This window comes from Bradyrhizobium sp. CCBAU 11357, assembly GCF_028128865.1.
Classification (GTDB): Bacteria; Pseudomonadota; Alphaproteobacteria; order Rhizobiales; family Xanthobacteraceae; genus Bradyrhizobium.
Window position 1 is genome coordinate 97836 of record NZ_LBJW01000016.1, and the last position, 24540, is coordinate 122375.

At 65.0% G+C, this 24540-nt stretch carries 24 protein-coding genes and 1 pseudogene; 10 read left to right on the forward strand and 15 right to left on the reverse strand.

Features of this window, described 5'->3' with window-relative positions:
• Positions 1-30: 30 nt before the first annotated feature.
• The 5 genes and pseudogenes from XI05_RS03790 to XI05_RS03810 all read right to left on the reverse strand — a co-directional run bounded on the left by XI05_RS03790 (position 31) and on the right by XI05_RS03810 (position 4975).
• Entirely contained in the window at positions 31-792 is a 762-nt protein-coding gene (locus XI05_RS03790) for a slipin family protein (protein ID WP_172783499.1), read from the reverse strand.
• Positions 789-2170 (reverse strand): annotated as a pseudogene (locus tag XI05_RS03795) (NfeD family protein). The gene XI05_RS03790 and the pseudogene XI05_RS03795 overlap by 4 nt, the downstream one beginning before the upstream one ends.
• Positions 2171-2303: 133 nt before the next feature.
• Positions 2304-2780 carry an alpha/beta hydrolase gene (locus XI05_RS03800; protein ID WP_271498743.1) on the reverse strand — a complete coding sequence of 159 codons (477 nt, stop codon included), beginning with the start codon at positions 2778-2780 and terminating at the stop codon, positions 2304-2306.
• Positions 2781-3406: 626 nt separating this feature from the next.
• Positions 3407-4180, reverse strand: a complete 774-nt coding sequence (locus XI05_RS03805; protein WP_172783496.1) for a gamma-glutamyl-gamma-aminobutyrate hydrolase family protein — start codon at positions 4178-4180, stop codon at positions 3407-3409.
• A 90-nt stretch (positions 4181-4270) separates the two neighbouring features.
• A complete protein-coding gene (locus tag XI05_RS03810) occupies positions 4271-4975 on the reverse strand; it encodes a hypothetical protein (RefSeq protein ID WP_271498745.1) in 705 nt (234 codons plus the stop codon).
• A gap of 136 nt (positions 4976-5111) precedes the next feature.
• On the opposite strand from XI05_RS03810, the gene XI05_RS03815 reads away from it, so the two are divergent.
• The gene (locus XI05_RS03815; RefSeq protein ID WP_271498747.1) at positions 5112-6263 is read left to right on the forward strand and encodes an AI-2E family transporter; all 1152 of its coding nucleotides are present in this window, start codon (positions 5112-5114) and stop codon (positions 6261-6263) included.
• A 3-nt stretch (positions 6264-6266) separates the two neighbouring features.
• On the opposite strand, the gene XI05_RS03820 is transcribed toward XI05_RS03815, so the two are convergent.
• From XI05_RS03820 to XI05_RS03845, 6 genes are all read right to left on the reverse strand, one after another.
• Positions 6267-6566: an antibiotic biosynthesis monooxygenase family protein gene (locus tag XI05_RS03820; RefSeq protein WP_271498750.1), complete on the reverse strand. Its 300-nt coding sequence runs from the start codon at positions 6564-6566 to the stop codon at positions 6267-6269.
• A gap of 101 nt (positions 6567-6667) precedes the next feature.
• Positions 6668-6901: a hypothetical protein gene (locus tag XI05_RS03825; protein WP_271498752.1), complete on the reverse strand. Its 234-nt coding sequence runs from the start codon at positions 6899-6901 to the stop codon at positions 6668-6670.
• 60 nt (positions 6902-6961) lie between these two features.
• Positions 6962-8182, reverse strand: a complete 1221-nt coding sequence (locus tag XI05_RS03830; protein ID WP_172783491.1) for a GGDEF domain-containing protein — start codon at positions 8180-8182, stop codon at positions 6962-6964.
• 229 nt (positions 8183-8411) lie between these two features.
• A complete protein-coding gene (rpsI, locus tag XI05_RS03835) occupies positions 8412-8891 on the reverse strand; it encodes a 30S ribosomal protein S9 (protein ID WP_018642439.1) in 480 nt (159 codons plus the stop codon).
• 1 nt (position 8892) lies between these two features.
• Positions 8893-9357 carry a 50S ribosomal protein L13 gene (gene rplM, locus XI05_RS03840; RefSeq protein ID WP_011087726.1) on the reverse strand — a complete coding sequence of 155 codons (465 nt, stop codon included), beginning with the start codon at positions 9355-9357 and terminating at the stop codon, positions 8893-8895.
• A gap of 158 nt (positions 9358-9515) precedes the next feature.
• On the reverse strand, positions 9516-9944 hold the full coding sequence (locus tag XI05_RS03845) for a PaaI family thioesterase (RefSeq protein WP_025036650.1): 429 nt from the start codon (positions 9942-9944) through the stop codon (positions 9516-9518).
• An 85-nt stretch (positions 9945-10029) separates the two neighbouring features.
• Between XI05_RS03845 and XI05_RS03850 the strand changes: the two genes are divergently transcribed.
• The 4 genes from XI05_RS03850 to XI05_RS03865 all read left to right on the forward strand — a co-directional run bounded on the left by XI05_RS03850 (position 10030) and on the right by XI05_RS03865 (position 13430).
• Positions 10030-10854 carry an enoyl-CoA hydratase gene (locus XI05_RS03850; protein ID WP_271498755.1) on the forward strand — a complete coding sequence of 275 codons (825 nt, stop codon included), beginning with the start codon at positions 10030-10032 and terminating at the stop codon, positions 10852-10854.
• A gap of 108 nt (positions 10855-10962) precedes the next feature.
• Positions 10963-11547 carry a CoA-binding protein gene (locus tag XI05_RS03855; RefSeq protein ID WP_271498759.1) on the forward strand — a complete coding sequence of 195 codons (585 nt, stop codon included), beginning with the start codon at positions 10963-10965 and terminating at the stop codon, positions 11545-11547.
• A 151-nt stretch (positions 11548-11698) separates the two neighbouring features.
• The gene (locus tag XI05_RS03860) at positions 11699-12979 is read left to right on the forward strand and encodes an O-acetylhomoserine aminocarboxypropyltransferase (RefSeq protein WP_271498762.1); all 1281 of its coding nucleotides are present in this window, start codon (positions 11699-11701) and stop codon (positions 12977-12979) included.
• Between the two features lie 106 nt (positions 12980-13085).
• Entirely contained in the window at positions 13086-13430 is a 345-nt protein-coding gene (locus tag XI05_RS03865) for a hypothetical protein (RefSeq protein ID WP_271498765.1), read from the forward strand.
• A 19-nt stretch (positions 13431-13449) separates the two neighbouring features.
• Here XI05_RS03865 and XI05_RS03870 read toward each other — a convergent pair whose 3' ends face one another.
• Positions 13450-14532, reverse strand: a complete 1083-nt coding sequence (locus XI05_RS03870) for a COX15/CtaA family protein (protein WP_271498767.1) — start codon at positions 14530-14532, stop codon at positions 13450-13452.
• A gap of 110 nt (positions 14533-14642) precedes the next feature.
• On the opposite strand from XI05_RS03870, the gene XI05_RS03875 reads away from it, so the two are divergent.
• A complete protein-coding gene (locus XI05_RS03875; protein ID WP_018320088.1) occupies positions 14643-14864 on the forward strand; it encodes a DUF2842 domain-containing protein in 222 nt (73 codons plus the stop codon).
• On the opposite strand, the gene XI05_RS03880 is transcribed toward XI05_RS03875, so the two are convergent.
• Positions 14848-15894, reverse strand: a complete 1047-nt coding sequence (locus XI05_RS03880) for a polysaccharide deacetylase family protein (protein ID WP_271498770.1) — start codon at positions 15892-15894, stop codon at positions 14848-14850. The genes XI05_RS03875 and XI05_RS03880 overlap by 17 nt on opposite strands.
• A gap of 129 nt (positions 15895-16023) precedes the next feature.
• Here XI05_RS03880 and XI05_RS03885 point away from each other — a divergent pair, with 129 nt between their 5' ends.
• On the forward strand, positions 16024-17205 hold the full coding sequence (locus XI05_RS03885) for a GNAT family N-acetyltransferase (protein ID WP_271498773.1): 1182 nt from the start codon (positions 16024-16026) through the stop codon (positions 17203-17205).
• A 167-nt stretch (positions 17206-17372) separates the two neighbouring features.
• Here the strand turns inward: XI05_RS03885 and XI05_RS03890 are convergent, their stop codons facing one another.
• Entirely contained in the window at positions 17373-19673 is a 2301-nt protein-coding gene (locus XI05_RS03890) for a GumC family protein (RefSeq protein WP_271498775.1), read from the reverse strand.
• Positions 19674-19874: 201 nt separating this feature from the next.
• Between XI05_RS03890 and XI05_RS03895 the strand changes: the two genes are divergently transcribed.
• The 3 genes from XI05_RS03895 (at position 19875) to XI05_RS03905 (ending at position 24004) form a co-directional block, all read left to right on the forward strand.
• The gene (locus XI05_RS03895; RefSeq protein ID WP_271498777.1) at positions 19875-21008 is read left to right on the forward strand and encodes a glycosyltransferase family 4 protein; all 1134 of its coding nucleotides are present in this window, start codon (positions 19875-19877) and stop codon (positions 21006-21008) included.
• Between the two features lie 118 nt (positions 21009-21126).
• A complete protein-coding gene (locus tag XI05_RS03900) occupies positions 21127-22677 on the forward strand; it encodes an undecaprenyl-phosphate glucose phosphotransferase (protein ID WP_271498780.1) in 1551 nt (516 codons plus the stop codon).
• 79 nt (positions 22678-22756) lie between these two features.
• The gene (locus XI05_RS03905; RefSeq protein WP_271498783.1) at positions 22757-24004 is read left to right on the forward strand and encodes an O-antigen ligase family protein; all 1248 of its coding nucleotides are present in this window, start codon (positions 22757-22759) and stop codon (positions 24002-24004) included.
• Here XI05_RS03905 and XI05_RS03910 read toward each other — a convergent pair.
• Positions 23973-24449 (reverse strand): MarR family winged helix-turn-helix transcriptional regulator, encoded by a 477-nt coding sequence (locus XI05_RS03910; RefSeq protein ID WP_271499220.1) that lies wholly within the window; start codon positions 24447-24449, stop codon positions 23973-23975. The two genes, XI05_RS03905 and XI05_RS03910, sit on opposite strands and share 32 nt — an antisense overlap.
• Positions 24450-24540 lie beyond the last annotated feature (91 nt).

Genomic DNA, 24540 nt, shown 5'->3' on the forward strand with positions numbered 1-24540 from the left:
CGCTCGCGATCAGCACCTCGCCGCCTTCTGTTACGGGTTGTTAGGTCGCGGCATCAAATGGTCGAGCAGGCCGGTGGGGAGCGGAAACACCACGGTCGACGAGCGTTCACCGGCGATGTCGTGCAGAGCCGCGAAGTAACGCAGCTGCATTGCCTGAGGCTCCTGCGCCAGGATCCGGCCGGCTTCGACGAGCTTTTCGGCGGCCTGCTGCTCGCCCATCGCATTGATCACCTTGGCCCGCCGCAGGCGCTCCGCCTCGGCCTGTTTGGCAATCGCGCGAACCATGGTTTCGTTGATATCGACGTCCTTGATCTCTATGCCGGTGACCTTGATGCCCCAGACGTCGGTCTGCTTGTCGAGGATCTCCTGGATATCGGCGTTCAACCTGTCGCGCTCGGCAAGCATCTCGTCGAGCTCATGCTTGCCGAGCACCGAACGCAACGTGGTCTGGGCGAGCTGGCTGGTCGCCGCCATGTAGTCACCGACCTTGATGATGGCGCGCTCGGGGTCGACGATGCGGAAGTACAGGACGGCGTTGACCTTGACGGAGACGTTGTCCCGCGAGATTACGTCCTGCGGCGGCACCACCTGCACCATCACCCGTAGATCGACCTTGACGAGTTGCTGCACGATCGGGACGAGCAGGATGAGGCCTGGGCCCTTCACACCGGTAAAGCGGCCGAGCGTGAAGACGACGCCGCGCTCGTACTCGCGCAGGATTCGAATAGCCTGGGATAGAAACACGATGACAAGCAGCGCAAGCGCCGCATACGTCAGATATTCCAGCATCATGATGAACCTCCCTCGCCTGTCCGGGCGGGTGTGCGGCGTATCAGCAGCGTCAGGTCGACGACATTGGCGACTCCACCGTCTCTCCGGGCTTGAAGGTTTCGGCGCCGCGCGCCTGCCAGCGCTCACCATGGGCGAAGACATGACCTTCGTTCCCGTTCCAGTCGAGAACCTCGGCGGGCAAGCCGCGCATGGCCTGCGCGCCGACCAGCGCAGGAGCTCTGCGGACGCGCCGAAGCGAACCAAGCACGACCAGAGCAAAGCCGCTGAACACGACCGCCGTGACACCGATCACCCACCACGACAATTGGTACCCAGGCGCCTCGCTCCTGAACAGCATCATTGCTCCGAGCACGAAGGCGATGATCCCGCCAATGCCGACCACCACGGTCGGGTTGAAGGCTTCGACGGTGAGAAGCACGAGTCCCACCAGCATCAGGGCGAGGCCGGCATAGTTGATCGGCAGCAAATTGAGCGCATAGAGGCCGATCAGCAGGCAGATCGCGCCGACGACTCCCGGGGCGACGGCTCCGGGAGACATGAACTCGAAGATCAGGCCGTAGATGCCGACCATCAGCAGAATGAACGCCACGTTGGGGTCGGTGATGACCGCCAGGAACCGGGATATCCGTCCGGGCTCGACCGCTTCGACGACAGCATCCTTCGTTGCGAGGCGTTGCGTCCTGCCGCCTGCGAGCTCCACCACGCGGCCATCAACCTGCCGCAATAATTCAGCCTGATCGCGCGCGACGAGATCAATGGCATGTGCCTCCAGCGCGCCGTTGGCAGAGAGTGTTGCAGCCTCGCGGACCGCCTTCTCTGCCCAGTCCACATTGCGGTTGCGCAGCTCGGCGAGGCTTCGGATGAAGGCGACGGCATCGTTCGTGGCCTTCGCCGTCATCGCGTCCTTCGGCTCATGCTTCTTGTCTTTGCCCTCCTTGTCGGGTGTGCCGCTCGGCAGGCCCGGAAGCGGCCCGCCAATCTGGACCGGCGTCGCCGCACCTATGTTGGTGCCTGGTGCCATCGCCGCGATGTGGGTCGCATAAAGGATATAGGTCCCCGCACTCGCCGCGTGGGCGCCGGAGGGAGCGACGTAGCCAATGACAGGGACAGGCGAGGCGAGCACATCCGCGATGATCTCGCGCATGCTGGAATTGAGCCCGCCGGGCGTGTTCATCCTCAGAAGCACGACCTCGGCGCGCCGTTTGCTCGCGCTGGCCAAGGCCTCCCGCACGTAGCTGGCTGACGCCGGGCCAATCGCCCCGTCGATCGAAACAACGAGGGCTACGCGCTTGCTCTCCTCCGCTGAGCTGGGAAGGAGGCAGCAGATCAAAGCCACGACGGTGATCGCCGCAACGAGGGCCGCCTTCATGGTCTGCACGGCACGGGCTCCCTTGCAGAGCATATGGTATTCTTCTCATGAACCTCAATGCTGCGCGTGGAGATCAACGTTGCGATTGTGCAACGCAATGGGAATGCCCATGCAGGATTGCCGACGCGCTCGCGGCGAGGTTCTATCCACCTTCTGCCTGGCCGAGCAGCGGCTTCAACCATTCGCGCGTCAGGCCAATGTCGTCTTCCGTGATCGAGTGCCCCGTCGGCAGCACGTGATGCGTTACGTCGGCGCCCATGTGCGCCAGCCGTTGTGCCAGGCGAGCCCCGTCGCCGCGCAGCCGCCGCTCGTCATTGTCACCATCGATCAGGAGAGCCGGGATGCGCGAGAGGCTCGTATCCGGATCGATCGCGAACGGCGACAGCGGCCTGAGAAGAACGGCACCAGAGAGACAGCGAGGATAAAGCATGAGCAGCGGAGCGGCCATGATGGCGCCGTTCGAAAAGCCGATCGCAACCGGCGGCCTCCGGAAGCGATAGTTTTTCCCGATCCGGACTACCTCGCCGGCCAGCACATCGGCTCGGGCAAGTAGATCGCGTTCATCGATCGAGCGATTCTCGAACCGGCGAAAGAAAGCGAAGCCGGCCTCCCAGGGCACGGCGCCTCGAAGCGCAACGGCCATCGAGCCCGGGGCGAGCCGGCCAGCCAGCGGCACCATGTCCCGCTCCGTACCGCTCGAACGTGAAGCATCAGCAACGGGGTGTGATCCGGCGCCGCACCCTCGATGAAACAATGGTCATGAGCCGACAATGGCAATTCCTCACCTTCAGCCGCGCAACTAAGATGGGATCTACCTCCACTATACCACGTCGCCGTGAAAGCCTTCTGCAGCTCGCAAGGCTTTCCGCAAGCCGATACTGATGTCAGCTTTCGTTCTGCATCTGACTCCAGTTCGTTCTCAAAGAACAAATCAGAGCCGCGATTATCGCGGCGGACCAATTCCTACTGATTGGTTTATCGCGGGCGGAATTTCGAACGCACCATGATTGCATAACGCGGGTCGCGAGCACGCAACGTCAGGCCTCGGGCAAAAGCCGCCGGGAGATCGTCAACGCGTGTTTGCAAGTTGAGCTGAGAACTGGAGAATACCGGCAATGCCGCGTATTCCGTCATTGCGAGCGCAGCGAAGCAATCCAGACTGCCTCCGCTGGAAGATCCTGGATTGCTTCGTCGCAAGAGCTCCTCGCAATGACGAGGACAGAGCGAGACTCGCGCCCGCGTGGCCTAGGCCGCCGCCTTCTGCCTTGTCACCAGCGCCTCGCCGAAGGCCTCGAACAGCTTGCGGTTGATCGGATTGTGCTGCGGGTCGTACTCGGCGTGCCATTGCACGCCGAGAGCAAAGCTCGGGGCTTCGGCGATGCGGATCGCCTCGATGGTGCCGTCCTCGGCGATGCCTTCGATCAGCACGCGCTTGCCGGGATCGAGGATGCCCTGCCCGTGCAGCGAATTGACCCGGATCTTCTCGCAGCCGAGAATCGTCGCGAAGGCGCCACCAGGCGTCAAGTCGACGTCGTGACGATCGGCGAACACCACGGTCGGATCGGGATGGATATCGCCGTTCTCGAGCCTGGGCATGCGGTGGTTCATGCGGCCGGGGATCTCGCGGATCTCGGGATGCAGCGAGCCGCCGAAGGCGACGTTCATCTCCTGCAGGCCGCGGCAAATGCCGAACAGCGGAATGCCGCGGGCCACACAGGCGACCGAAAGGGCCAGCGCAACCTCGTCGCGGTGGATGTCGTAGGGCTCGTGCTTCTCGCAGGGATCGACGTTGAAGCGTGTCGGGTGAACGTTGGCCCGGGCCCCGGTCAGGATGATGCCGTCCACGGTATCGAGCAGCGCCGGGATATCGGTGATGTCGGGCGAGCCCGCGAACATCAGCGGCAAGCCGCCGGAGACTTCGGCCACGGCGCGCAGGTTTCGCTCGCCAACCATCTGGACCTGAAATCGATTTTCGACGCGATAGGAATTCCCGATCACGCCGACGACCGGCTTTCTCATCTGTCGTTCCGCGCCTCCCGATAAGAAGATTCCCCAAACATGCCCCTCCGATGGAACAAATTCAACAGAAGGGATCGCGGGACGGCAATGCTATTTTCGCGCAAATGCCTCCCGGGCTTCCATCCCGCCGGCCACGGGCAGACCGGCCGCCTTCAGCGCAATTGCCGCTGTCTCGCCCGGCGCGGCCAGCCAGGGAAGCTTGGCCTCGATTCCGCGCGTCACGGGCTCTCCGAGCGCGCCCCCGAAATCGATGGGCCAGAACCCGTTGGGCACCACCTCGGCGGAGAAGCCGCGGATCGCGTAGCCGTCGCCCAGGATTGCCTCTGCATGGTCGCTGTCGACAAGGCGCGCGGTCTTGGGATCCCTAGGATCGCCAAAGCTCACAAGCACGGGGATGAGCTCCCCTTGCACCGGGACAACGCCGGTCTGCCGGCTCATGTCCTTGAACGACACCCGGCTGCCGCGCGCGATTCCATAGGCGCGGAGCGCCACATAGTTGATGTCGTCGAGGTCGAGCTTGGCGCCCTGCTGATGCGCCAGCAAGACCACGATGTTCTTGCCTTGGCCGAGATCGACGAACACAGCCTCCCCACGCATCGTGGTGCGGCCACTGCGGTTATAGTTGCGATCGGGCACGACAGCCAGAATGCCCGAGGCGGTCTTGATCCCAGTTGGCGTCGTCACCTCGACCGTCAGGCGGAATTTATGGTCCGGCCGGTTGATGCGGATCTGGTCGCCACCGACGAGCAAAGCCAAGAGCCCGAGCAGACCGGCCCACTTGCTGATAGTGCCCAAGCGCCCCTCACTTCTGTTTCCTCACCGCTCTGCACCGTTCGCGCGGGGGCGTCAAACGGGCGCGTTGCCGCTCTTGATCGGAGGCGCGTTTGTCGAAAGAGTGCCCCGATTGCAGCTACCAAAGACAGGATACGATGTGACCTTTCCCGCAGATGAACGACCCCGCGCCCGTGCCGACCTCGCGCGGGATCAGGCCTGGGCGATCGCGGTCGGCGGCATCGGCGTGGTGCTGTTCACCGCGCTGCTCGCCTTCACCTGGTTTTTCGCGACCACCCTGCTGCTGATCTTCACCGGCATGCTGCTCGGCCTCGGCCTCAACGCGCTGGTCAATGCGCTCGGTCGGCGGGTCCACCTGCCTCACACAATGCGGCTTGCAATCGTCTGCGTCGCGCTCGCTCTGCTGCTTGCGGGCGTCGCCTATCTCGGTGGCGCCACCATTGCCGAACAGGCCTCGCTCCTGAGCAAGACCATCAAGTCGCAGATCACCAATGTCAGGTCCTTGCTCGAGAACTACGGCATCGACACCAGCTTCTTCGATCTCGGCAACGCTGCGCCGGACTCCGCGACCAACGCGTCCTCGGAGGCGACGCCCGCGCCGGTAACACCCTCGCGCGCTCCCCTGCCTAGCGCCGGCGCGCTCGCCTCCAGCGGCGGCGCGATCGTGAGCCAGACCCTCAAGCTGCTGCTCGGCACCATTCACGGCGTGGGCAACATCTTCATCGTGCTGTTCCTGGGCCTTGCCTTCGCTGCCCAGCCCAAAGTCTATCATGACGGCCTGCTGTTCCTGGCGCCGGCGCGGCACCGTACCCGTGTCGCCCTCGTCATCGACCGTATCGCGGAGACGCTGGAGCGCTGGCTGATCGCCCAGATCATCGTCATGATCGCGGTCGGTGCCGTGACCTGGATCGGACTTGCCGTCATCGGCATCCCCGGCGCGTTCATCTTAGGGATTCAGGCAGGCCTGCTCGCCTTCATCCCCACGGTGGGAGCCATCATTGCCGGCGTCATCGTGGTGCTGGCGAGCCTCGCCTCGGGATGGATCCCCGCCTTGTCGGCGTTTCTGCTCTTCATGGGCGTGCACACCATGGAAAGCTACGTGCTGACGCCGATCCTGCAGCGGCAAGCGCTCGACATCCCGCCGGCCACGCTGTTCGCGTTCCAGATCCTGCTCGGCGTCGTCTTCGGCATCTGGGGCCTCGCGCTGGCGCTCCCGCTGGTCGCCATCGCCAAGGTCATGATCGACCATGTCAAGACGTATGAGGCGCCGCCTCTGGCGGAGGCGGCCTGACACTCATTCCGTGGTCAGCACGGTCTCGGTGTGCTCGACCTCGGGGGCCGCGGCAAAATACTGGCCGACCAGGCCGCGCCATTCCGCGAAATTCTCCGAGCCGCGGAAGTCCACGGTGTGGTTCTCCAGCGTCGCCCATTTCACCATCAGCCGGTAACGCTGCGGCTTCTCGATCGACTTGTGCAGCTCGAAGCCGTGAAAGCCCTTGGAGCGTCCGAAAGCGGCCTTGGCCTTGGCGACGGCCGCCTCGAAATCCTTCTCGCTGCCCGGCTTGACGTCGATTTGCGCGATCTCGGTGATCATCGGCTTTCCACCCTGTTTGTTCGATGCCCGTGTCTAGCGCAGCCGGAGCCAAAGAAAAAGGCGCCGGAGCGGCGCCCTGCCCCAGCCGAATTGCGGGTGCGTCAGGCGAACAGCAGAACGGTGCCGGTCACGATCAGCGCACACCCCACGAACAGCACGAACGGCCAGTAGCTACGGTGCTGCGTGTAGCGTCCTTGCGCGCGGCGCTCGGTGATCAGCGCGGTCTCGTATTCGTCCGCAGTCGAGAACAGACAGGCGAAGCCGCCGCGGGCCGAGGCCTCGGCTTCGAGCGACATCAGGGCGGCTTGCGGATTTTGTCGGCGGATCGATTCCATGACCACGATGGTAGGGATCGAATGGTAAACAGAGATTTACCGCAAGCCCGCCCTGCATTCTCACGCGGTGACCGGACGCGCCTGCGATGCGCCGATCCGCGCCGCGCTCTGGCGCCGCCAGTTCTCCAGCGACAGCGGCAGCTCCTCGGCCGCCTCGACGCGGTTGCGGCCGCCGCGCTTGGCCTGGTAGAGCGCGGTGTCGGCCGAGGCCAGCAGCACCTCGAGCTCGGTTCCGGCCGGACCGCCGGCGACGCCGATGCTGACGGTGGTGTCGACCGGGCCTTCGTCGACCACGACGCCGGAGGTCTCGAACGCCTCGCGCACGCGCTCGGCGACCAGCACGCCCTCCTCCAGCGCGCACGGCAACAGCGCGGCGAACTCCTCGCCGCCGATGCGGCCCGAAAGGTCGGAGATGCGCAAATTGCTGACCACGACGGTGGAGAACAGTTTGAGCATCTCGTCGCCGGCGGGATGGCCAAAACGGTCATTGATCGACTTGAAGTGGTCGATGTCGAAGATCATCACGGTCACGGGCCGCCCGGCCTTGGCCTCGCGCTCGATCACGCGCGCACAGGCCTCCGAGAAGCCGCGGCGGTTGAGCATGCCGGTCAAAGGATCGGTCGATGCCGCAGTCCGGTGCGCGGTGACGGTGCGTTCCGACACCAGCATGAAGATCACGAACACCGTACCGACGGCATAGAGGATGAGCTCGACCGCGAACACCGTAACCCAGATGCTCGAGGAGAAGCCGGCATCATGCGGACGCAGGACGCTGCCGATCACGATCGGCAGCATCAACACGCAGCCGTGCATCACCGGCATCACGAGGGCCGGCCAGCGCCGTTGCACGCTCTTGCGCCGTTCGGTCCAGAGCTCGCTCGCAGTCAGTGCCGCGTACACCGAGACGATGCCGGCACCGACGAGCATGCGCAGCATCGATGCCGTGGGATCGAGCAGCGTCGCAGCCGCGACCCAGGCGAGCGCGCCGAGCACGAGCCCGGGCCAGTTCGGCTTGCGGCCGTGGAAGACGCGCGCCGCGTTCCAGACCATGCCGCAGGCGACGAAACCGACGGCGTTCAGTGCGAGGTACAAGTGCGGCCCCAGCCTGTCGCCCGCCGCGGTCCATAGCGCGACGGAGGCGGCACCGAGCAGATAGGCGGTGCCCCACCATTTCAGCGCCGGGCTGTTCTCCTGCTTTCCGAAAAACACCATCATGGCGCCGAGCAGTGCGGCGACCATGGTGGCGACCAAATAGAGCGTGATGCTATCGAGCGACATCATGTCGGCCCCCTTTAGAAAATAGCAGTTACGCGATCGGCCCCGCCGATTTGCGCGCCCTTCCGAAGGCGACGCTAGGTCGCGCGGGTTCCATTCAGGTTTTCGCGGATCCCTAAGTTTTCGGGAAACACGCCATCAATTTGCATACAAACGAACAACAAAAAGGGCGCTGAAATCAGCGCCCTTTTGCATCTCTTTGAAGCCGCTTTCGCGGCGAATGCGACCGAAGCGATTAACGCTTCGAGAACTGGAAGGACCGGCGGGCCTTGGCCTTGCCGTACTTCTTGCGCTCGACCACGCGCGAGTCGCGGGTGAGGAAGCCGCCCTTCTTGAGCACAGAGCGCAGCTCCGGCTCGAAATAGGTGAGCGCCTTGGAGATACCGTGACGGACCGCGCCGGCCTGGCCGGACAGACCGCCGCCGGCGACGGTGCAGATCACGTCGTACTGGCCCGAACGCTGGGCCACCGAGAACGGCTGCTCGATCATCATGCGCAGCACGGGACGGGCGAAATAGACCTCGACCTCGCGCGAGTTGACGGTGACCTTGCCGGCGCCCGGCTTGATCCAGACGCGGGCGACCGCGTCCTTGCGCTTGCCGGTCGCATAGGCGCGGTTGAACTTGTCGACCTTCTTCTCGTGCTTGGGCGCCTCGGGCGCGGCCGCCGTCTTGAGCTGCGAGAGCTGGTCGAGCGACTGAATGGATTCGGCCATGTTATGCGGCCCTCGTGTTCTTGCGGTTCAACTTGGCGATGTCGATCTTCTCGGGCTGCTGCGCCTCGTGCGGATGATCAGCCCCGCCGTAGACGCGGAGGTTGCCCATCTGGACGCGACCGAGCGGACCACGCGGGATCATGCGCTCGACGGCCTTCTCGAGCACGCGCTCGGGATGCTTGCCTTCTAGGATCTGGCGCGCGGTGCGCTCCTTGACGTGGCCGACATAGCCGGTGTGCTTGTAGTAGGTCTTCTGCTCGCGCTTGCGACCGGTGAGGACCGCATGCTGCGCATTGATGATGATGACGTTGTCGCCGCAATCGACGTGCGGGGTGTAGGTCGGGAGGTGCTTGCCGCGCAGGCGCATGGCGACGATGGTGGCGAGACGGCCGACGACCAGACCCTTGGCGTCGATCAGCACCCACTTCTTCGTCACCTCAGCCGGCTTTGCCGAAAAGGTTTTCATGTCGGAGTTTCCGTGGACGGGAGATATCGGCGCGAACACCGCGCCGGACTGCGCGGGTTTCTAGAGAAGAGCGGCGCAACGGTCAATGCCCCAGAGTGCAAATTAGCAACGTAAAATCAATGGCTTAAAAATATGGTGTGATATTACCTGCAAAAAGCTCAAACATTTGGAATGGAATAGGTCGAGGTGACGTGGGCGATCGGATCGGGTGAGGTCCCGGACAGGAGGTTCACCTCCCCCACAGCAAGGCGCTTGCCAAGCTTGAGCAGCCGCGCCTCGGCCAGCACGTCCTGCCCGGGCTGGCCCTTGCGCAGGAAGTTGATGTTGAGATTGGTGGTGACGGCGAGCCCGATCGGACCGATCGCGGACAGCAGCACCACGTACATCGCGAAATCCGCGAGCGCCATCAGGGTCGGGCCCGACACGGTTCCGCCCGGCCGCAGCATCCGTTCGCTGTAGCGCTGGCGCAAGAGGCTGGTCTGGCCGTCCGCGCTCTCGATCGTGATGTCGTCACCGCTGAAGGCCTGGGGAAACTCGTCACGGAGGAACTGCTCCAGCTCCGCCACGCTCATTTTCGCTAACGCCATGCCGTCCCCACCCTCGCTTCGCCTGCCCTGTTACATTAAGTTATCGGTGTCATCCAATTGCAATCATTTAGGGGAAATCGCGTCAATGTCCTCCCAGGCCGCCCGCGCCCCCTCACCGCAACCGCCGATCCTGCTGCGCGAGATCGTCGGCAGCGTCGCCGTGCTCACGCTGAACCGACCAGCCGCGCGCAACAGCCTTTCGGAGGCAATGATCGGCCAGCTGCATGCGAGCCTCAATGCGATCGCGGAACACAAGCACATCCGTGCGGTCGTGATCGCAGCCAACGGCCCGGCTTTTTCCGCCGGCCACGACCTGAAGGAACTGACCGCGCGCCGCACCGATGCGGATCGCGGCCGGGCTTATTTTGCGCAGATCATGACGGCATGCAGTGCCATGATGCAGGCGATCGTGCGCCTGCCCAAGCCCGTGGTCGCTGCCGTCCAGGGCATCGCCACCGCGGCGGGCTGCCAGCTGGTGGCAAGCTGCGATCTGGCGATCGCATCGGAGGCGGCGAAGTTCGCTACGCCCGGCATCGACATCGGACTGTTCTGCTCGACGCCGATGGTGGCGCTGTCGCGCAACGTGACGCGCAAGCAGGCCATGGAGATGCTGCTGACGGGCGAGCCTGTCACGGCCGACCGCGCCCGCGAGATCGGTCTCGTCAACCGCGTGGTGCCTGCCGGCACCGAGCTCGGCGCCGCGATCGAGCTCGCGCAACAGGTCGCGCTGAAATCCGCCTACACGATCAAGCTTGGCAAGGAGGCGTTCTACCGCCAGGCCGAGATGAGCCTTGCGGACGCCTATCGCTATGCCGCAGAGGTGATGACCGAGAACATGATGGCGCGCGATGCCGAGGAAGGCATCGGCGCGTTCATCGAGAAGCGCGCGCCGACATGGCGGGATGAGTGAAATTCGTCATTGCGAGCGAAGCGAAGCAATCCAGGAATCCCTCCGCGGAAACAGCCTGGATTGCTTCGTCGCTTCGCTCCTCGCAATGACAAGAAAGAAGAACGACAAATGAACCATGACGCCTATCCCGACAATTACATCCGCGGGATCCTCAACAGCGTGAAGTCGATCGCGATGGTCGGCGCCTCGCCGGTCAATGTGCGGCCGAGCTATTTCGCGTTCAAATATCTGGCGCAGCGCGGCTACGACATGATCCCGATCAATCCCGGCCATGTCGGCAAGGAGTTGCTCGGCAAGCCGTTCGTCGCGTCCCTGTCGGACATCGGCCGTCCCGTCGACATGATCGACATCTTTCGCAACTCCAGCCACATCATGCCCGTCGTCGACGAGGCGCTCACGCTCGACCCGCTGCCGAAGGTGATCTGGATGCAACTCGGCGCGCGCGACGATGCCGCTGCGGCGAAAGCGGAATCAGTCGGCATCAAGGTGGTCATGAACCGCTGCCCCAAGATCGAATATGGCCGCCTGTCGTCCGAAATCTCGTGGATGGGCGTGAATTCGCGCACGCTCAGCTCCAAGCGCGCGCCGGCGCCGACGCAGGGCATGCGGCTATCCCTCAATCGGATGAGTGTCGGCGGTGGCAACACCGCCGCATCGGATCGTGCTGCGAAGAACAAGAGCGAGCAAAGCTGACGCACTTGCGAAGGCTTCGTTTCTCGAACGCGACAATGCGTAGCACGATCATTCCCAAAATGATCCTGATGTGAAGCCGCGCCTTGACGTGGAACGCGGCGCCGATCAGCATGCCGCGCGATTTTCAGGCCACAAGAACAGGACGCCCTCAATGAGCGATCGCCTTCCGGGATTTTCAACGCTTGCCGTGCATGCCGGAGCACAGCCCGACCCCACCACCGGCGCGCGCGCAACTCCGATTTATCAAACGACCTCTTTCGTCTTCAACGATGCCGACCACGCCGCCTCGCTGTTCGGCCTGCAGGCGTTCGGCAACATCTATACCCGCATCGGCAATCCCACCAACGCCGTGCTGGAAGAACGCGTCGCCGCGCTCGAAGGCGGCACGGCCGCGCTCGCGGTGGCCTCCGGGCATGCCGCGCAGGTCGTGGTGCTGCAGCAGCTGCTTCAGCCCGGCGACGAGTTCATCGCCGCGCGAAAACTCTATGGCGGCTCGATCAACCAGTTCACGCACGCCTTCAAGAGCTTCGGCTGGAACGTGGTGTGGGCCGATCCCGACGACATCGCAAGCTTCGAGCGCGCGGTGACGCCGCGCACCAAGGCGATCTTCATCGAGTCCATCGCCAACCCCGGCGGCAGCATCACCGACATCGAGGCGGTCTCGACCGTGGCACGCAAGGCGGGCGTGCCGCTGATCGTCGACAACACGCTGGCCTCGCCGTACCTGATCCGCCCGATCGATCACGGCGCCGACATCGTCGTGCACTCGTTGACGAAATTTTTGGGCGGCCACGGCAACTCGCTCGGCGGCATCATCGTTGATGCCGGCACCTTCGACTGGTCGACCGGCGGCAAATATCCGATGCTGTCGGAGCCGCGCCCCGAATATCACGGCATCCGCCTGCAGGAGACCTTTGGCAATTTCGCCTTCGCGATCGCCTGCCGCGTGCTCGGCCTGCGCGATCTCGGCCCCGCGCTGTCGCCGTTCAATGCCTTCATGATCCTGACCGGCATCGAGACGCTGCCGCTGCGCATGCAGAAGCACTGCGACAATGCCAAGGCCATTGCCGAATACCTCGCGGGACATCCTGCGGTGGCCTCGGTGAGCTATGCTGGCCTGCCGAACGACAAGTACAACCAGCTCGCGCGCAAATACGCGCCAAGGGGCGCCGGCGCGGTGTTCACCTTCAGCCTGAAGGGCGGCTATGATGCCGGCGTCAGCCTGGTGTCGAAGCTGCAGCTGTTCTCGCACCTCGCCAATGTCGGCGATACCCGCTCGCTGGTGATCCATCCGGCCTCGACCACGCACAGCCAGCTCGACGACGCCGCCAAGGTGAAGTCCGGCGCCGGGCCCGACGTGGTCCGGCTCTCGATCGGCATCGAGGACAAGGAAGACCTGATCGCAGATCTGGAGCAGGCGCTGGGGGCGTAGCGCCCCGGAACGACGGCGGCCGTTTCGGCCGCCGCCGGTTAACCCTCATTAACCATATCTGCCCCATACATCGTCCTTGGATCGCCCCTTTGATTCGGAGCCGACGATGCTGCGCTGGATGGTGCCCGCCCTGGCAGTGATGCTGACGGTCTCGGCTGCCGTTGCCGCCGATCTGCCGGCGACGCCGAAGCGGCGCGCGGCCGGGCCGCCGCAGGACCCGCCACAGGTCTATGTCGAGACCGATCCGGATGCACTGATCTCGCCGGCCTATGGCATCGGCAGCTATATCCGCAACCTGCCTGGTACGCCGCTGCTGCCGGGCTCGCACACCCTGCCGGGCTATTACGGCCGCCCCTGGAGCTACGATTATCAAGGCGCGTATTACGGCGGGAAGCAGGTCGATTATTTCTGGCGCCTGCCCTATGCGTGCGGCGTCTACGGCTATTGCTGATCAGCCGGGCTGATGGTGATCAGCCGGGCTGACCCACGGGGACCGCGCGCGGCTGCGCTTGCGCGGATTGTCGTGAGGCGAGGCGCTCGACCTGCATCACCGCCAGCGTCAACACCGCGATCGCAACCGCCTGGTGCGCCAGCGCGAGACCGATCGGCACCTGGTTGAGCAGCGTGAGGATGCCGAGCACCGCCTGCACGCTCACCGCCGCGAACAGCCACAGCGCGCCGCTCGCAGCCGCGCCTGCGCGCAATCGCACCGCGTCGATCGCGTGCAGCAGCGCGAGCACGAACAGCACATAGGCGGTCATGCGGTGCTCGAACTGTACCGTCAGCACATTGTCGAACATATTGCGCCACCACGGCGTCTCGAACCACAGCCGCTCCGCCGACGGGATGAGCGCCCCGTCGATCTCAGGCCAGGTGTTGTAGGCCCGCCCGGCACGCAGGCCCGCGACCAGTGCGCCGAAATAGATCTGCACGAAGGTCACCACGAGCAGCAGCGCGCTTGTGAACCGCAGCCGCGCCGGCGCGGTGATCTGCGGCCGCTCCTTGAGCCGCCGCACCGTCCAGACGATGCCGGCGAAGATCAGGAGCGCGAGCGAAAGATGCGTCGCCAACCGATATTGCGACACCTCGACCCGCTCCGTGAGGCCCGAGGCCACCATCCACCAGCCGACCGCCCCCTGCAGCCCGCCGAGCGCGAACAGCAGCCACAGTCTGCGCTTCAGCTCACCCGACAATCCGCCGCGCCAGAGGAAGAACAGGAACGGCAAGAGATAGGCGACGCCGATGAAGCGGCCGAGCAGCCGGTGGCTCCACTCCCACCAGAAGATCTCCTTGAACTCGGACAGGCTCATGCCGGAATTGAGCTCGCGATATTGCGGAATCTGCTTGTAGGCCTCGAACGCCTCCGCCCATGCCGCCTCCGACAGCGGCGGAACACTGCCCGTGACCGGCTTCCATTCGACGATCGAGAGGCCGGATTCCGTCAGCCGTGTCGCGCCGCCGACCAGCACCATCAGCGCGATCAGCGCGGCCACGCAGATCAGCCACCAGCGCACGGCGCGATGCGGCTCGGATGGGGCGGAAATCGTCGTCATTTCAGAGACAAAACCAAGCCTGTGGCTAAGAGACTTGAACCGGATTGCGTGCCCCTTATAGTCCCCCGCTCCCGCAGCGCAAGTTACGCGAAAGCCTTAAAGTCCCAGCCATGACGATCCGCACCCGCAAGTTCCTCGGCGCCATTCTGCTCCTGGTGCTGGCCACCGTCTGGGCCCTGCTCGGCATGGCGGCGGCGCAGATGCCGTGGATCGCCGAATCCGGCTGGCGGCAGGCGATCTACTATGTCGTGGTCGGCATGGGCTGGGTGCTGCCGGCGATGCCGATCGTGAGCTGGATGCAGCGGCCCGACCGCGTCAAGTCCGGCTCGTAGCGCTCCCGGTCGGCCTCACCGGCGCAAAGGCGACGCCCGAGACCAGCACGCGCAGCATCCGCAGCGAGCGCACGCGCCCGTCCCAGGGGATCCGCGGCAGCGCGCGCAAGTTTGTGCGTCCCTCCGCCTCAACGATGCCCGGGATCGTCGAGGCCGCGCTGGCGAAGCCCGCCTCCTCCGCCATCACGACGTGGCTGCGCCGGAACGAAGCGCGGTCGCCGAACGGGAACGCGAAATGCCTAATCTCGCGCTGGAAAGCCGATTCCGCCACGGCCTTGCCCATCGTCATCTCACGCAGTGCAGCTGCATCCTTCAGGTTGGCCAGGACCGGATAGTTCACCGTTGCGCTGCCGATCGTCACGAGCGGATCGGCGGCGAGCCTGGCGAGGTCTTCCCAATCCATCGACGCCTCGCGGGAGAGCGCGGCGAGGTCGATCCGGTAGCGCGTGCAGAGATCGGCGATCGCGGCCGACAGATCCGCCGGCGGCAGCGAGCGCAGCCAGCTCTCCAGATACGAAAACAGCGCCCGCTTCCCGGCCTTGTCGGCGACGGTGAAGCGCTGCTCCTTCTCGCCCATCATCAGGCTGATGCGGCTCTCGCGTGCGATCACCTGCTCCAGCCCGAGCCACCAGGCCTCGCCGACGCCGTCGGGAAAGGCGGTCGGCACATAGATCGTGAAGGGCACGGCGTGACGCGCCAGCACCGGATAGGCGTAGGTGATGAGATCCTTGCTGGCGCCATCGAAGGTCAGCGCCACGAAGCGCCGCTTGTCCGGCAGCGTCACCGCGCGCCGGCAGACCTCGTCCATGCCGAGGAAATCGTACTTCCACCGCTTCAGCGCGCGGATGGCGCGATCGAGGAATTGCGGCGTGATCTCGTGCTCGCGCAGCGGCTGAAATCCGCGCCGCTGCGGCCGCACGTGCTGGAAGCGCAGGATGGCGCCGGCACCGCGACTGCGCAGCATGGCCTGGCCGGTGAACCAGGCCAGCTCGAGGCGCAGCCGTTCCAGCCATCTGTCGTCGGAAGCCAAAATCCCACCTTTCGCGCGCGCCGGCGGTCCGTTCCCTCTGCCATCGTCATTACCCTTTGTTGACCTTTGTTTGCAAAGGTCGGCCACAGGCCGAAATACGTATTTTCGATTTCTCGACAGGTTTCGCGAATGACCATGGCTGCGGCGATGCAAAGCCGGACGGCAGAAGCGCCAGCGCGGTCGAAAGCGAGCCGTATTGCGCAGGTCGATATCGTCACCGATCTCGCCGAGGCCGAGGCGGTCTGGCGTGCCTTCGAGGAACACGGCCATCTCTTCACGCCCTACCAGCGCTTCGACCTGCTCGGCCCGTGGCAGCGACTGGTCGGCGAGCATGAAGGTGCGCGGCCGTTCATCGTGATCGCCCGCGACGCCGAGCGCCGGCCGCTCCTGCTGCTGCCGCTCTCGCTGCGCGAGCGCCACGGCATGCGCACCGCCTGCTTCATCGGCGGCAAGCACACGACCTTCAATATGGGCCTGTGGAACGCCGAGTTCGCGGCAGAGGCCGTCAGCGCCGATCTCGATGCACTGCTTGCGCCGCTCGGTGAGCACGTCGACGTGCTCGCGCTGACGCAGCAGCCCGAGCGCTGGCACGACCAACAGAACCCGTTTGCAGCCCTGCCGCGGCAGCGCGCGATCAACGCCTGTCCGCGGCTGCTGATGGAGCCGGGCGGCCCGCCGGCATCGCGGATCAGCAATTCCCTCCGCCGCCGTCTCAAGAGCAAGGAAAAGAAGCTTCAGTCCCTCGCCGGCTATCGCTATCACCTGGCCACGTCAGACGCAGACATCACCCGCCTGCTCGACTGGTTCTTCCGCGTCAAGCCGGCGCGGATGGCGGAGCAGAAGCTCCCGAACGTCTTCGCCGAACCCGGCGTCGAGCAATTCGTCCGCAGCGCCTGCCTTGCGCCGCGCGGTGAAGGTCATGTCATCGACATCCATGCGCTGGAATGCGACGAGGAGGTGATCGCGATCTTCGCCGGCGTCGCCGACGGCCAGCGCTTCTCGATGATGTTCAACACCTACACGATGACCGAGCACGCCCGCTACAGCCCCGGCCTGATCCTGATGCGCTACATCATCGACCGCTATGGCGAGCGCGGCTACCGCTCGCTCGACCTCGGCATCGGTTCGGACGATTACAAGCGGATGTTCTGCAAGGACGACGATGCGATCTTCGACAGCTTCGTCCCGCTGACCTCGCGCGGCAAGCTCGCGGCGATGGCGATGTCCTCGCTCAGCCACGGCAAGCGGCTGGTGAAGCAGAACCAGATGCTGTTCGACATGGCTCGCCGGCTGCGGCAGGCGTTCGGGTAAGATCTCTCCACAAACGCCAATATCGTAGGGTGGGCAAAGCGACTTGTCCGCCGTAGCGCGAAGGCGGAAGCGTGCCCACGTCTTCCGTTACTGCATTGGACAGGCGGTGGGCACGGCGCAAGGGCGCCTTTGCCCACCCTACGAATTCGAGCGCGCGGCAAGAAGGCCTACGCCGCTACCACGCGCGGCGTCTCGGCGGCATCGGACGGCTGCACCGGCTTGCTCAGCATCGTCACCGCGCTGAAGCCGACGGCTCGCAGCTGCTCGCACATCTGCGTGCGCGCATCCGGGGCCATCGCGGCATCAGGCACCACGACGGCGCGGGCATGCGCTGTCAACAGCTCGGCTGGAAGGTCGGAGGCGCTGCCGGCGTCGATCAACACGTGATCGTAGGCCCGCAGCAGCGCGTCGATCGCGAGCGCCACGCGCGGCGATTGCAGCAGGCTGCGGTCGAAGCCGGGACGGCCGGCCATGACCAGATGCAGCCGCGACAGCTTGTCCCGGGTGATGACTTGCGCGAACGAGGCCTCGCCCTGCATCAGCTCGGCAAGGCCCGGCGACTGCGCATCGACGGAGACTGCGGCAATCGTCGGCGAGGATGCGGCGAGATCGACTACGACGACGCGGGCATCGCGCGCCAGGTTCCGCGCCAGCGTCAGCGTCGACAGCGTGATGGCTTCGCCAGTCGCGGTGCCGAGCACCGTCACCTTCTTGGCCGCGGCGCCCGCGGCACGCAGATCGTCGGCCAGACGTTCGATCTCGGTGAATTCGCCGGTGTCCAAATCGGCCGTCATCTCCGGCTGCAGCGGCGCGGGCTCCGCCAACACCGGATCCAATATTGGTTCGCCGGCCCTGTCGACCGCGGGCTCGATGGCCCGTTGAACGACCCGCCGCTCCTCATGCACCGGCGCCCGCACCGGGCCCATCGCCGCGCGCGGCGCTGTCTGGCGCAGCAGCTCGCCGGTGACGACGACACCGGACGAGAGCAGCAGCGTCGCGATCGTCGCGATCAGCACGATCGGCAGCTTCTTCGGATAGGCCGGCGTGTTCGAGACGATGGCGCGCGAGATGATGCGGCCATCGGTCGGCGCAGTGTCGATAGTCTCGCGGGTGTTGGCCTCGCGGTACTTGGCAAGATAAGTCTCGAGCAGATCGCGCTGCGCCTTGGCTTCGCGCTCGAGCGCGCGGAGCTGGACGTCCTGGCCGTTGGTGGAGGCCGCCTGCTTCTTGAGCTGCTCGAGGCTCACCGTCAGGCCATCGACCCGGCCGCTGGCGATCCGGGCGTCGCTATCGAGCGAGCGCGAGATCTTGGCCGCTTCGTCGCGAATCTGATTGTCGAGGTCGCCGAGCTGCGCCTTCAGCTCCTTGATCCGGGGATGATTGCCGAGCAGCGTCGACGATTGTTCGGCGAGCTGCGCCCGCAGCGTCACCCTCTGCTCCGACAGCCGGCGCATCAATTCGGAATTCACAACCTCGGATGCCTCGATCGGCTTGCCGCTTTGGAGCATCTCCTTGATCAGCCGTGCCTTGGATTCCGCATCCGCCTTCATCGAGCGCGCATTGTTGAGCTGGGTGTTGACCTCGCCCATCTGCTGGTTCGACAGTGTGGTGTTGTTGGTGCCGACGAACAGGCTGGACTTGGAACGGAAGTCCTCGACCCTGGCCTCGGCCTCCGAGACCTTCTTGCGCAAATTCTCGATCTCGCCGGCAAGCCATTGGCTGGCGTTCTTGGCCTGCTCCTGTCGCGCCGCCTGCTGCAGCACGAGATAGCCGTCGGCGATCGAGTTGGCGACGCGCGCGGCAAGCTCGGGATCGGCGGACTGGAATTCGACCACGATCACGCGCGACTTGTCGACGGCGTAGGCCTGAAGGCGCTCGTAATAGGAATCGAGCACGCGCTCTTCCGGCGTCATCGCGAACGGATCGCGGCCGATGCCGATGAGCGCGGCAAGCGACTTCAACGGCGAGATGCCCTGCAGGACGGGATCGAATTCGGGGCGCTCGGCGAGCTTGTTCTTCTTGATGATCTCGCGCGCGAGATCGCGCGACAGCACCAGCTGCACCTGGCTGGTAACGGCCTCGGCATCGAGCGCCTGCCGCTCCTCGGTGCGGTCGCTGTTCGGGCGCAGGAACACGTTCTCGCGGCCGTCGATCAGGATGCGGGTTTCGGACTTGTAGCGCGGCGTGACGAGGTTGACGATGGCGAGCGACGCAACGAGCGCCAGCACCGTCGGCACGATGACCCAACCGCGCTTGCGCGCCAGGGCGGCACCGAGCGCGTGCAGGTCGATATCGCCGGATTCGACTTGCTCCGGCTTCGCGCTGACGGACGCAGGCTTCGATTCGATCTTGGCGTCGATCTTTTCGATGGTGGCTTCGATCTTGGGCGCAGCCTCGCTCTTGGACTTCGCGACAGCCCGCTCGATCACAGCCCTGTCCTTGCCGGCACGCCAGAACGCTAAACGCATCGAACACTCCCGCAGGGCAACGCTGCGACTCTACCTCAACCGGGGCGATTACACTCCATTAAGGTTGCCGCTGGGTTAATCGCGACAGCACGCGCCCGACGCGCGCGCGTCCGTCACCGTTTGTTAACCACGAGACCCCTTAATCCATCGCGATTATTTCGCGACAATTGTTCGGCATTCGCCGTCGAGCTGGTTTTGATCATGCCCCCCTCTCCCGACCGGCCGCTTCGCATCCTTCACGCCGTGCGCGCTCCGGTCGGCGGCATCTTCCGCCATATCCTGGACGTCGCCAACGGCCAGGTCGACCGCGGCCATCATGTCGGCATCCTCGCCGACAGCCTCACCGGCGGCGAGCGCGCCGACAAGGCGCTGACCGAGCTCGCGCCGCGCTTGAAGCTCGGCGTGCACCGTATGGCGATCCGCCGCGAACCGTCGCCGGACGACGTCCTGGTATGGCTCCGCATGCGGCGGCTCATCGCCGCACTCAAGCCCGACGTGATGCACGGCCACGGTGCCAAGGCAGGCGCCTTCATCCGCATGCGGCGACGCTCGGACAAGACGATTCGCATCTACACCCCGCACGGCGGCTCGCTGCACTACCCGCTCAACACCTTCAAGGGCGAGTTCTACGCGCGGCTCGAGCGCGCGTTGATGGATTCGACGGACCTGTTCCTGTTCGAGAGTGCCTTTGCGCGCGACACCTATCAGCGCATCGTCGGTACGCCCAAGGGCGTGGTGCATTGCGTCTTCAACGGCGTGACGCCGGAGGAATTCGAGCCGGTCATCACCGCCGAGGATGCGACCGACCTCTGCTATGTCGGCGAGTTCAGGCACATCAAAGGCGCCGACCTGCTGGTCGACGCCGTGGCGCGCCTGCACGAGGGCGGCAAGAAGGTCACGCTCACGCTCGGCGGCGACGGCGAGGAAACGGCCGCGCTGAAGGCACAGGTCGAGCGGCTCGGCCTCGCGAGCGCCATCCGCTTCATCGGTCACGTCAAGGCGCGCTACGGCTTCTCCAAGGGGCGGCTGCTGGTCGTCCCCTCGCGCGGCGATTCCATGCCTTACGTGGTGATCGAGGCCGGCGCCGCGGGCATTCCGATGATCGCATCCAAGATCGGCGGCATCCCCGAGATCCTGGGCGCCGACAGCCCGGCGCTGTTCGCGCCCAGCGATCCCGAAGCCATGGCGGAGGCGATCGCCGCAGCACTCGATGATCCGCACACCACGGCGCAACGCGCGGTCTCCTTGCGCGAGCGCATCTCGGCGCATTTCTCGCAGGCCGCGATGGTCGAGGGCGTGCTCGCCGGCTATCGCGACGCATTTGCCAATCATTAACCATCCTTAAGTCCAGCTTTAGAGAATCTTCCGATTTGTCCGATAATCGAAGCGCCAGGGGATGCTTGCCCGGGCGCGCAAGGCCGTGCCGCGGGTTTTGGAATGGACGTGGACGCCCGTGGAACCGCTCAACGCACGCTCGATGTTCGATGCCGCGGCCAGCGCTGCGGCAAAGCCTGCTGACCAGCCCTTCGTGGAGCGCCGCCGCCGGCTCTCGCCTGCGGCGCTCGACGTCGTCAACCAGAAGGTCGCGCGTGCCTATTCGCCGATCGTAATTGCCGGTTTCGTGCGCCTTGCCGATTTCACGCTGCTGAGCCTCGTCGGCATCGCAGTCTATCTTGGCTATGTCATGCCGCTCGCGGGGGCGTTCAGCTGGATCTATCCAGCCGAGGTCATCGCCGTCGCTCTCGCCGCCGTGGTCTGCTTCCAGGCCGCCGACATCTACCAGGTGCAGCTGTTCCGTGGTCAGCTCCGGCAGATGACGCGGATGATCTCGTCCTGGTCGTTCGTCTTCCTGCTCTTCATCGGCATCTCCTTCTTCGCCAAGTTCGGCAGCGAAATGTCGCGGCTGTGGCTCGCCGCCTTCTACTTCCTCGGGCTCGCAGCCCTGATGGCCGAGCGCCTGGTGCTGCGCGCACTGGTCCGCGCCTGGGCACGACAGGGCCGGCTCGACCGCCGCACCATCATCGTCGGCTCCGACAGCAACGGCGAGCAGCTGGTCGAGGCGCTGAATGCGCAGGAGGATTCCGACATCCACGTGCTCGGCGTGTTCGACGACCGCAACGACAGCCGCGCGCTCGACACCTGCGCCGGCGCGCGCAAGCTCGGCAAGGTCGACGACATCGTCGAGTTTGCCCGCCGCACCCGCGTCGACCTCGTGCTGTTCGCGCTGCCGATCTCGGCGGAGACGCGCATCCTGGAGATGCTGAAGAAGCTCTGGGTGCTGCCGGTCGACATCCGCCTCTCCGCCCACACCAACAAGCTGCGCTTCCGGCCCCGCTCCTATTCCTATCTCGGCGAGGTGCCGACGCTCGACGTGTTCGAGGCGCCGATCACCGACTGGGACCTGGTGATGAAATGGCTGTTCGACCGTATCGTCGGCAGCCTCGCGCTGCTTGCAGCCCTGCCGGTGATGGGATTGGTCGCGCTGGCCATCAAGCTCGACAGCCCCGGCCCGGTGCTGTTCCGACAGAAGCGCTTCGGCTTCAACAACGAGCGCATCGACGTCTACAAGTTCCGTTCGATGTACCACCACCAGGCCGACCCGACCGCCTCGAAGGTCGTGACCAAGAACGATCCGCGCGTCACCCGCGTCGGCCGCTTCATCCGCAAGACCAGCCTGGACGAGCTGCCGCAGCTCTTCAACGTGGTGTTTTCAGGCAATCTCTCGCTGGTCGGCCCGCGCCCGCATGCGGTGCAGGGCAAGCTCCAGAGCCGCCTGTTCGACGAAGCCGTGGACGGCTATTTCGCCCGCCACCGCGTCAAGCCGGGCATCACCGGCTGGGCCCAGATCAACGGCTGGCGCGGCGAGATCGACAACGAAGAGAAGATCCAGAAGCGCGTCGAGTTCGACCTCTATTACATCGAGAACTGGTCGGTGCTGTTCGACCTCGTCATTCTCCTGAAGACGCCGGTCTCGCTGCTGACCAAGAACGAGAACGCGTATTGAGTTTCCGTCATGCCCCGGCTCGACCGGGCATGACAGCGGTGTTTGTGGCGTACCGGTTGCGTAAGCGTATGAGCGTGTGATGGCGTATGCGGCGACAGCCGGTGGAGTGAACGTAGCCGCGCCCGGCGTGCTTGCGCTCCAGCGCGCGCTGGTGTGGCTGGTCGGCGCCTGTGGCGCCATCGTCTTCATCGAGCCGAGCCCCTACGAGATCGCGACGCTGCTCGCGACCGTCACCTTTTTCGCCACCGGCCTGCGCCTGCGGCTCGTGCTGATGCCGCTGCTGTTGATGCTGATCCTGCTCAACGTCGGCTACACCATCAGCGCGATCCCGCTGTTCGAGCAGACGGAGGTGGTGAGCTGGATCGCGACCTCCTGGTATATGGCTGTGACCGTATTGTTCTTCGCCATGGTCACCTCGGAAGACACGGCGGCCCGGCTCGACATGCTCCGCCGCGGCCTCGTGGTCGGCGCGATGATTGCCTCGCTGCTGGCGATAGCCGGCTACTTCCACCTGATTCCCGGCGGCAACGACCTCTTGACGCTCTACGGCCGCGCGCGCGGCACGTTCAAGGACCCGAACGTGCTCGGCGCCTTCCTGATCCTGCCGGCGCTGTTCGCGCTCCAGAGCGTGGTCTCCGACAAATTGGCCAAGGCCTTCCGCAACGTCATCGCCTTCGGCATCATGTCGCTGGCGATCCTGCTCGCCTTCTCGCGCGCCGCCTGGGGCGGCCTGGTGCTGACCTCCGCCTTCATGCTGGCGCTGATGGTGCTGACCAGCCGCACCAATGCGCAACGCTCGCGCATCGTCATCATGGCGATCGTCGCCGCGGTGCTCGGCCTCGCGCTGATTGCCGTGCTGCTGTCGCTTGATGCCACCGCGGAGATGTTCAAGCAGCGCGCGAGCTTCGACCAGAGCTATGACGAAGGCCGCTTCGGACGCTTCGGCCGCCACATCCTCGGCGCAGAAATGGCGCTCGACCTGCCGTTCGGCATCGGCCCATTGCAATTCCACCGCTACTTCCCCGAAGACACCCACAACTCCTACCTCAACGCCTTCATGTCCGGCGGCTGGCTGTCCGGCGTGTGCTATCCCGCGCTGGTCTTCACCACCGTCATCATGGGCTTCCGCCACGTCTTCATCCGCGTGCCGTGGCAGCGCGCCTACCTCGCGGTGTTTTCCGCCTTCCTCGGCACCGTCGGCGAAAGCTTCGTGATCGACACCGACCACTGGCGGCACTTCTGGATGATGCTGGGCGCGGTGTGGGGCATGATCGCGGCCGCGCAGGCCTACAAGACTAGGACCGGCGAGGACGCTTCTTCAGCTTGAGCTCGGGCCGCTTCTCCGGCGGCGTGTCGAGCAGCCCCTTCAGCGCCTCGGTTGCCGCCAGCACACCCTTGTAAGCCTCATTGGCAAAGCGCAGCAACAAGCGCAGCTCCTCCTCGGAATAGGCGCCAAAGACCTTCTCCATCGCCTGCTGCATCGGCACGTAGAATTGGCCGAGCTTCGCGATCGCCTCGGGCACGACCGCGATGAAAACCTTGCGGCGGTCCTTCTCGTCGCGCTCGCGGCGCACGAGGCCAGCCTTCTCGAGCCGGTCGACCACCCCGGTGATCGCACCGGTCGTCAGACCCGTGACCTCGGCGAGCCGGCCCGCGGTGACGCGGCCCTCGAGATAGAGGATGTCCATGCATTCGAGGTCGGAATTGGCAATTCCGGCAACGTTGGCGACGGTCTGGCCGTAGAGCACGCCTTGCGCCGACGACCTGCGCATCGCCTCTTCGAGCTCCAGCAACAGCGCCGCGCGCACCTTCGTCCTTGACAAGACCGGCCTCTTATCTTAGTTGATATATATCTTAGTCGCT